Origin of the sequence: Ligilactobacillus sp. (assembly GCF_036846325.1) — a bacterium.
Classification (GTDB): Bacteria; Bacillota; Bacilli; order Lactobacillales; family Lactobacillaceae; genus Ligilactobacillus.
This window is the reverse complement of sequence record NZ_DAIUCE010000037.1, coordinates 1-8138: the sequence shown is the minus strand read 5'-3', so window position 1 is coordinate 8138 and position 8138 is coordinate 1. Positions and strand designations below refer to the sequence as shown.

Below are 8138 nucleotides of genomic sequence, written 5' to 3'. Positions count from 1 at the left end.
AGTTATTTGGTATTTTATCAAAATCAATCAAGCGTCTTTAACCAAAAAAGCCGCTCCTGTTTTAATTATCCTTGTTTAAACAATAAAAAGCAAGTTTAATCAGTATGCGAAATCACAAATCAGTTGCATTTTGCCAAAGGTAATCCAATGTTTTGAAAATAGAAAAAGCCCCGCTGCTCAACGGACAGCGAGGCTTTGCAAGACGAAGCATCTTGTTTTTCTATTCTTGTGTCTGACGTGCTGCTTTCTTTGCAGCCTTTTCACGCGCATTTGTTTCAAGGATACGTTTGCGGAGACGAATAGATTCCGGCGTAATTTCCAAAAGTTCGTCTTCGTTCAGGAATTCAAGTGACTCTTCCAAAGTTAAATGCGTCGGCTTCTTGATCGTAGCAGTTTGATCCTTATTGGAAGAACGGACGTTGGTCATGTTCTTGCCTTTCGTGACGTTAACGGAAATATCGCGTTCACGAGAAGACTGGCCAACGATCATTCCTTCATAAACTTCCGTACCCGGATCAACAAAAATCGTTCCACGACCTTCAACGCCCATGATAGCATAAGTCGTTGCCTTGCCCTGGTTGATTGAAACGAGCGCACCGTTGCGACGGCCAGGTTCCCAATTGCGAATAACCGGCTTGTATTCGGCAAAAGTATGATTCAAAATCCCATATCCGCGAGTCATTGACAGGAATTGCGAATCATATCCAATCAAACCACGTGTCGGCGTTGAAAACTCCAAACGCGTCGTTCCGTTCTGGCTAGGTTCCATATTGAGCATTTCACCTTTGCGTTGTGCCATTGAATCAATGACTGAGCCAGAGTATTCATCAGGCGTGTCGATAATGACGCTTTCAAATGGTTCGCAGAGTTTTCCGTCGATTTCACGATAAATAACCTTAGGACGTGAAACTGCCAATTCAAAACCTTCACGGCGAAGCATTTCAATCAAAATCGACAAGTGAAGTTCACCACGACCTGAAACGGTCCATGCATCAGGAGAATCAGTATCTTCAACACGCAGCGAAACATCGGTATGAAGCTGAACTTTCAAGCGATCTTCAAGCTTGCGAGCCGTAACGGAATCGCCCTCACGTCCAACAAAAGGAGAATCATTCGTCATAAACGTCATTTGAAGTGTAGGCGGATCAATCCGAAGAAGCGGCAACGCTTCAGGATGATCTGCAGGGCAGACCGTTTCCCCGACAAAAATATCATCCATTCCGGAAACGGCAATCAAATCCCCGGCTTTTGCTTCCTGGATTTCCAAACGTTGCAATCCAAAGAAACCAAACAGCTTGGTTACGCGGAAATTCTTTTGCGTTCCGTCAAGTTTCATAACCGTAACCTGATCGCCGACCTTGATTCTGCCGCGGAAAACGCGACCGATGCCGATACGGCCGACAAATTCATTGTAATCAAGCATTGCCACTTGGAATTGCAACGGTTCATCGGAGTTGTCGACCGGTGCAGGAATCGTATCCAAAATCGTATTGAAAATCGGGTCCATCGTGTGTTCCTGCTTGGCCGGATCCGGATCAAATGAAGTCGTTCCGTTCATGGCAGATGCGTAGATGACAGGGAAGTCAAGCTGATCTTCGTCAGCCCCCAATTCGATGAACAGATCCAGAACCTCATCAACGACTTCTTCAGGACGGGCACCGGGACGGTCGATTTTGTTAATGATAACGATCGGCGTCAAATGTTGTTCCAAAGCTTTCTTCAAAACAAAACGCGTTTGAGGCATTGTACCTTCAAAAGCATCAACGATAAGCAAAACGCCATCAACCATCTTCATGATACGTTCCACTTCACCGCCAAAATCGGCGTGACCGGGCGTATCCAAAATGTTGATCTGCTTTCCCTTATACTTGACAGCCGTATTTTTGGAAAGGATCGTGATCCCGCGTTCCTTTTCAATATCGTTAGAATCCATTGCACGATCGCTAATTTCCGTGTGTGAATCCAAAGTATCGGACTGTTTCAACAATTCATTGACTAACGTTGTCTTACCATGATCGACATGGGCAATAATCGCAACGTTGCGAATATCATCACGTGTTTCCAAAGTTTTTTCTTCCTTTCAAACGGTATGCTCAAAAAAATGTCTTCAGGAAACCACCTGTTACGTTTTCATTCTGCTCAAGAAAACCATTTTCATAGCGTGGCATACAAAAACTGTGACTCACTGCCACAGCTCCAAATCAACTATTCATCAATTTGACAATACCCTGATGTGCATTTTTCGTCGCTACTAATACATCACTTGATGATAGCATATCAAGTGGCTTCTCGTCAATCGTTTTCACGACTAAACCCAGCGTCTCCGACAATATTTTTCCGGCAGCATAGTCCCATGGACGCAAATGCGAGAGATATGAAACGTTCTTGCCGGTCAAAACATGAATGAATTCAATCCCTGAACTGCCATAAATTCTGACACCAAGACTTTTTTCCGCAGCGCTTTGAACGTTGCGGTAGTTGCTCAGCAACATCCTGCCGCCTACGCCGAACAGTCCCTCTTCCAAAGGAAGGTTCCTCGGAGGTGCCATTTTCTGCTCATTGCAGAATACGCCGCATTCAGGTCCTCCCCAGTAAAGCTTGTCTTCTGTTACGTCCAGAATATATCCAAGTTTTTCAGTACCGTTTTCACAAATGGCAATCATGCTTGCAAAATGATCGTGCTGCTTGACGAAGTTCATCGTCCCGTCAATCGGATCGATTATCCAAAGCAAACCTTGAAAATTCTCGAGATTCTTGTCAGCATCCCCTTCTTCACCCAGTATCTTAGAATTCGGAAACATTTCTCTGATACGGTCGACGTAGAATTTTTCAATGAACTTATCGACATTGGTGACCAAATCGCATCGACTTGTTTTTTCTTCAACGCAAAGTTCCTTCGTGCGACCCTCTAAAATCATTTTGCGCGCCTGTTTCATCCATTCTTGAACACAGACATTGATTTTTTCCCACTGCAATAAGATCACCTCCGTTTAAATTTTAAATTTTCTTTATCGTTTTCAAGCACGAATCGGACGGAACGATAGATTGAAAAACCCGATTCTCTTTCATATCGTGAATCAAGCTGCTTTTGAGCCGCTTTTGAAGGTTCAATTTCGCAGAATCTTCTGTAAAGTTTCATAAAATCTGCTCGCTTTATCCCGACCGTATTGAGTTTTTCAACGGCTTCGTAAAACGCTGCAACGTCAATGATTTCCTGCGTTGACCACTCCGGCATTAACGGATAGCTGAAGTTTCCACTATCTTGATTCATTCAATTCACCACCTTTTCATCAGGGACGCATATCCCAACAGGACACGCCTCGTTTATCCTTAAGAATATAATCAGTACATTATAACACACAACGTCAAGAAAAAAACGCTGCAAAAAAATGAAATCTAAATTGAAAATGTGCTAAACTGTAATGTAGAAAATAAATTGGAGGAATTGATTTTGCTAACAATGGATGATATTATCCGCGAAGGCCACCCTACGTTGCGTGCACGTGCGGAAAAAATTGCTTTCCCATTATCTGATGAAGATTTGAAATTGGCTCATGATCTGATGGAATTTCTCGAAAACAGCCAGGACGAGAAAATCGCTAAAAAATACAAGCTTCGCGCCGGTGTCGGACTTGCAGCTCCGCAAGTTGATGCATCAAGGAGAATGACCGCTGTTTTGGTCCCGGACGAAGAAGGAAAACCGCCGTTTTTCAAACATGTTTTAGTAAATCCGACCATCTTGAGCGAATCAGTTCAGATGGCGGCGCTTTCAGAAGGAGAAGGCTGTCTTTCCGTTGATCGCGAAGTTCCGGGATATGTTCCTCGCCATGAAAAAATCAAACTGCGTTGGTATGACCTTGACGGAAATGAACATGTAGAACGCTTGCGCGATTATACTGCAATCGTTGTCCAGCACGAGATAGATCATTTGAACGGCATCATGTTTTACGACCATATCAATCAGGAAGACCCGTTCTTCAAGCCGAACGATTTAATCCTGCTTTAGAGATTTTCAGACTGAAACAAAAGTTTCAGTCTTTTTTATTTTTCAGCACCTTTCGTAACATCATGCAAATAATCGACCGTTGCTTGATTCACGACGTGCGAAATATCAATATGAAGAACCCCTGCAAAAATCCAAATGTCAGAAACTACGAAACACGGACGCCCGTTCAGACCCTTAAGTTCTTTTCTTTTGGCATACTCATTCAATGCCTCAACCAGCTTGTCCTTTATTGACTCAAGTTCGTTCGTCTTAATATCAGGAGCGTCAAGGGAGTATTCAAAGGCCATGACGCCTTTTCCCCAAACATCGGAAATCATTTCCGCTTTATGAGCTTCCTCTGCATTTTCACCATCAAATCCAGGGACGCAAATCATCGCGATTGTTTCTTTGAATGCCTGGCTGGTAATCTCAAGACTGGCATTTTGCATAATCGCAAGCGCTTTGTTTCTCCTGATTCTTAAAACAACGAATACGATTGCAAAAATCAATAGACACAAGCCGATAATCGCAATCATCATTATAATCACTTTCCTTCCTTTATTTCACGATAATTATACCGCATTCTTCCTGATCTTTTCAGCATACGGCTGACATTTCCCTCTCAGAAGATTGCTTTGTATACTTGAGAATTAAAATATGGTAGAATAGTAGTAACTGTTGAAAAACAATCAATGTTCGGAAAGCTGATTTTTTGCAATGCCTTTTGGCAAATATTTAACCACTAAGGAGATTTACAATGATTTTTAAAGTATATTATCAACCAACAAAACGGATCAATCCTCGTCGTGAAAACACGGAAGTATTGTATCTTGAAGCTGATTCTGAACCAGAGGCACGAATTCTCGTTGAGTCGAATACGGAACATAACGTTGAATTCATTGAACAACTTGACGAAGCTGCCCTGGAATACGAAAAGAACAGCTCCAACTACAAAATAACGGAGTTTTAATAAATGAAAAAACTCAATGTCAAAAATAATGAGACCGCTGTTTTTGCACTCGGCGGTCTTGGAGAAATCGGGAAAAACACCTATGGCATTCAATTTCAGGACGAAATCATCGTTGTTGATGCCGGTATCAAATTTCCCGAAGACGATCTTTTGGGCATCGACTATGTCATTCCAAATTATCAATATTTAGTTGCAAACCAGCAAAAAATTAAAGCTTTGGTTATCACCCATGGTCACGAAGATCATATCGGCGGTATCCCCTACTTGCTTCAACAGGTTAACGTTCCTGTCTACGCTGGCCCGCTTGCGCTTGCGCTGATAAAAAGCAAGCTTGAAGAACACGGATTGCTTAAAACAACGGAGCTTCACGAAATAAATGAAGACACTGTTTTGAGATTCCGGAAGACAAGCGTCTCGTTTTTCAGAACGACTCACTCGATTCCGGACACTTTAGGGGCGGCAATCAAGACCCCTTCAGGAACGATTGTTTGCACCGGCGACTATAAATTCGATTTGACGCCGATTACAAATCAGCCGCCTAATCTGCAGAAGATGGCGAAATTGGGCGAAGAAGGCGTTTTGTGTCTGCTTTCCGATAGTACTAACGCTGAAATTCCCAATTTTACAAAATCGGAACGTTGGGTCGGAAAATCAATTAAGCGCATCTTCGAAAAAGTCGAAGGTCGAATCATTTTCGCAACTTTTGCATCAAATATTTCACGTATCCAACAGGCCGCTGATGCTGCCGTCAACAAGGGTCGTAAAATTGCCGTCTTCGGAAGAAGCATGGAGGCAGCAATCGTCAACGGTCGCGAACTTGGCTATCTTAATATCCCGGAAGATGCGATTGTTGATGCAAGGGAAATCAACAGCCTTCCGGCAAACAAGGTCATGATTCTTTGTACCGGCTCCCAAGGTGAACCGATGGCTGCGTTGAGTCGTATTGCCAATGGTACTCACAGACAGGTTTCAATCCAGCCGGGTGATACGGTCGTCTTCTCAAGTTCACCGATTCCGGGAAACACGCTGAGCGTCAACAAGGTCATCAATGAGCTTGAAGAAGCCGGCGCAACCGTTATTCACGGCAAAGTGAACAACATTCACGCATCCGGACACGGCGGACAGGAAGAACAAAAGCTGATGCTTCGCCTGATGAAACCTAAATTCTTCATGCCGGTTCATGGCGAATATCGCATGCTTAAAATTCATACGCGCCTGGCACAAAATTGCGATGTTCCAAAAGAGAACTGCTATATTCTTGAAAATGGCGATGTCCTGGCTTTGACGCGTGATTCAGCCAGAATTGCCGGGCACTTCAATGCCGATGACGTCTATATCGACGGTTCCGGCATCGGAGACATAGGCAACGTTGTTTTGAGAGATCGACGGATTTTGTCTGAAGAAGGACTTGTCGTCGTCGTTGCCACGATTGACATGAAGAATCGCGAAGTGTTGTCTGGACCGGATTTATTGTCACGCGGTTTCATCTATATGCGTGAATCAGGTGAATTGATCAACAAGGGTCGTAAACAAGTTTTCCGTTCAATCAAACGAACCTTGAAGAATGAGAAAATTTCAGAAGCTATGCTCAAAGACGCCATAGTGTCTGATTTGCAGTCATTCTTATTTGAGCAGACAGAACGTCATCCTTTGATTATCCCGATGCTCGTTACCGTTTAAAATATTGGAGGAGCCAAAAGTCAGGCTCCTCTTTTTCGTTTCTGGGTAAACTTAGCACAAAGTTAACTTGTATAAGTTCCATTTTTGGTATAAAATTTTTAGAAGAATGTTCGAATGGAGGAAATAATGGTGAAGACATTTTTCATCATCGTCAACAATCAAGCCTCTAACGGTTTAAAAGCCGATGTTTGGCAAAATATCAGAACGCGGCTTGATTCACGAAAAATTTCATATATCTTCCGCAAAACAAAACAGGTTGGAAGCGCCAAGTCTCTGACCAGACGATATGTTTCTCACCTTACCAAAGAAGAAGCTGATGAAACCGTCGTCATCGCCATTGGCGGTGACGGAACTCTGACCGAAGTTCTCAACGGCATCAAGGAGACTCCTTATAAACACGTTCCGCTCGCTTTCATTCCCATCGGTGAAAACAATGGATTTGCTCAAGGAATCGGCATTGCATCAGATCCGATGATTGCTCTGGAGCAAGTTCTTTCAGCAACCGAACCCGTCTATTACGATATCGGCGAGTACACGGAAACGACACACCGAAGTCACGGCTACTTTTTTAATGATTTCGGGATCGGACTTGATGCATTTGTAATCAGTTTGAATTCACAGGCACATAAGCATAAGCGCTTGCAAAAACTCTTGAATAAATTTCATCTCAAATTTCTTGCCTACATGGTCAGTGCGTTTGATGCCCTGATCAACCAGGAATCTTTCTCAGCGACAATCAGAATCGGTGACAAATACGAATTTTTCAAACACGTTGCATTCGTCAACGTTGCCAATCATCCTTACTTTGACAACGGCATCGTTTTGTCTCCGGCCGCAAACGTCAATGATCATAAACTTGACCTGCTCATTGCTGATAATCTCGGTTTCTTCAAGTTTATTATTCTGGCAATTTCGATTTACTTCAAAAAGCAACTGAAACTGCCGTATTTGCACCACTATAAGAGTGACCAGATTCACCTCATCATCAATTCCCTTGAATTTGGTCAAATCGATGGCGAAGAAATCGGGAACGGCTACTTTGATATCTTCTACAAGACATCACAATACCCTTTTTGGATGAACATTTCCAGCGTTCCTCCCGAAAAGAGGAGATAAAAAACGAACCAGCTTTCAATAATCAGAAAGTTGGTCCGTCTTTTTTATTTTTGAGAATTTTTATATCGACCTCGAGCACAAAAAATAAGCACCAAAACCAACGTATAAGCATTCATCGACAAGTAATTGACCGAACGGTAGATGATTGGCAGATCAGACCCATGACTTTTAGGAAGCCATACAAACAGTTGCAGATAAGTCACGACAGCCAGGGATATTACCGGAAGAACCCATCCGGCCACGCCATTGCCTTTTACGGAAATAAGATATTGGATTACTACTCCTGCAGCAGCAATTATATACATATTAGAAAATAAATCTCCCATGCGCAATCCCCCTAATCATGAATACTCGTTAAAGTTCGTAAACCAAAAGTATATATTGGTT

The 8138-nt window shown here is 42.9% G+C and carries 9 protein-coding genes; 4 read left to right on the top strand and 5 right to left on the bottom strand.

Annotated elements, in window-relative coordinates; translation table 11 throughout:
• Positions 1-220: 220 nt before the first annotated feature.
• The 3 genes from typA to V7Z60_RS05155 all read right to left on the bottom strand — a co-directional run bounded on the left by typA (position 221) and on the right by V7Z60_RS05155 (position 3271).
• Positions 221-2065, bottom strand: coding sequence for a translational GTPase TypA (gene typA, locus V7Z60_RS05165; protein ID WP_003694328.1), 1845 nt, complete (start codon positions 2063-2065; stop codon positions 221-223).
• A 136-nt stretch (positions 2066-2201) separates the two neighbouring features.
• Positions 2202-2984 (bottom strand): inositol monophosphatase family protein, encoded by a 783-nt coding sequence (locus V7Z60_RS05160; RefSeq protein WP_334116781.1) that lies wholly within the window; start codon positions 2982-2984, stop codon positions 2202-2204.
• A complete protein-coding gene (locus V7Z60_RS05155; RefSeq protein ID WP_334116780.1) occupies positions 2981-3271 on the bottom strand; it encodes a UPF0223 family protein in 291 nt (96 codons plus the stop codon). The genes V7Z60_RS05160 and V7Z60_RS05155 overlap by 4 nt, the downstream gene beginning before the upstream one ends.
• A gap of 180 nt (positions 3272-3451) precedes the next feature.
• Between V7Z60_RS05155 and def the strand changes: the two genes are divergently transcribed.
• Positions 3452-4006 carry a peptide deformylase gene (gene def / locus V7Z60_RS05150; RefSeq protein WP_334116779.1) on the top strand — a complete coding sequence of 185 codons (555 nt, stop codon included), beginning with the start codon at positions 3452-3454 and terminating at the stop codon, positions 4004-4006.
• Positions 4007-4041: 35 nt separating this feature from the next.
• Here def and V7Z60_RS05145 read toward each other — a convergent pair whose 3' ends face one another.
• The gene (locus tag V7Z60_RS05145) at positions 4042-4524 is read right to left on the bottom strand and encodes a hypothetical protein (protein ID WP_334116791.1); all 483 of its coding nucleotides are present in this window, start codon (positions 4522-4524) and stop codon (positions 4042-4044) included.
• Between the two features lie 218 nt (positions 4525-4742).
• On the opposite strand from V7Z60_RS05145, the gene V7Z60_RS05140 reads away from it, so the two are divergent.
• The 3 genes from V7Z60_RS05140 to V7Z60_RS05130 all read left to right on the top strand — a co-directional run bounded on the left by V7Z60_RS05140 (position 4743) and on the right by V7Z60_RS05130 (position 7751).
• A complete protein-coding gene (locus V7Z60_RS05140; protein ID WP_334116778.1) occupies positions 4743-4955 on the top strand; it encodes a DNA-directed RNA polymerase subunit epsilon in 213 nt (70 codons plus the stop codon).
• A gap of 3 nt (positions 4956-4958) precedes the next feature.
• Positions 4959-6635, top strand: a complete 1677-nt coding sequence (gene rnjA, locus V7Z60_RS05135) for a ribonuclease J1 (RefSeq protein ID WP_334116777.1) — start codon at positions 4959-4961, stop codon at positions 6633-6635.
• A 126-nt stretch (positions 6636-6761) separates the two neighbouring features.
• Entirely contained in the window at positions 6762-7751 is a 990-nt protein-coding gene (locus V7Z60_RS05130) for a diacylglycerol/lipid kinase family protein (protein WP_334116776.1), read from the top strand.
• Between the two features lie 44 nt (positions 7752-7795).
• Here the strand turns inward: V7Z60_RS05130 and V7Z60_RS05125 are convergent, their stop codons facing one another.
• The gene (locus tag V7Z60_RS05125; RefSeq protein ID WP_334116775.1) at positions 7796-8077 is read right to left on the bottom strand and encodes a hypothetical protein; all 282 of its coding nucleotides are present in this window, start codon (positions 8075-8077) and stop codon (positions 7796-7798) included.
• Positions 8078-8138 lie beyond the last annotated feature (61 nt).

Coding starts and splice junctions, on each gene's coding strand:
- V7Z60_RS05125 (WP_334116775.1), bottom strand. CDS start 8,077: ATGGGAGATTTATTTTCTAATATGTATATAATTGCTGCTGCAGGAGTA.
- rnjA (WP_334116777.1), top strand. CDS start 4,959: ATGAAAAAACTCAATGTCAAAAATAATGAGACCGCTGTTTTTGCACTC.
- V7Z60_RS05130 (WP_334116776.1), top strand. CDS start 6,762: ATGGTGAAGACATTTTTCATCATCGTCAACAATCAAGCCTCTAACGGT.
- V7Z60_RS05145 (WP_334116791.1), bottom strand. CDS start 4,524: ATGATGATTGCGATTATCGGCTTGTGTCTATTGATTTTTGCAATCGTA.
- V7Z60_RS05155 (WP_334116780.1), bottom strand. CDS start 3,271: ATGAATCAAGATAGTGGAAACTTCAGCTATCCGTTAATGCCGGAGTGG.
- V7Z60_RS05140 (WP_334116778.1), top strand. CDS start 4,743: ATGATTTTTAAAGTATATTATCAACCAACAAAACGGATCAATCCTCGT.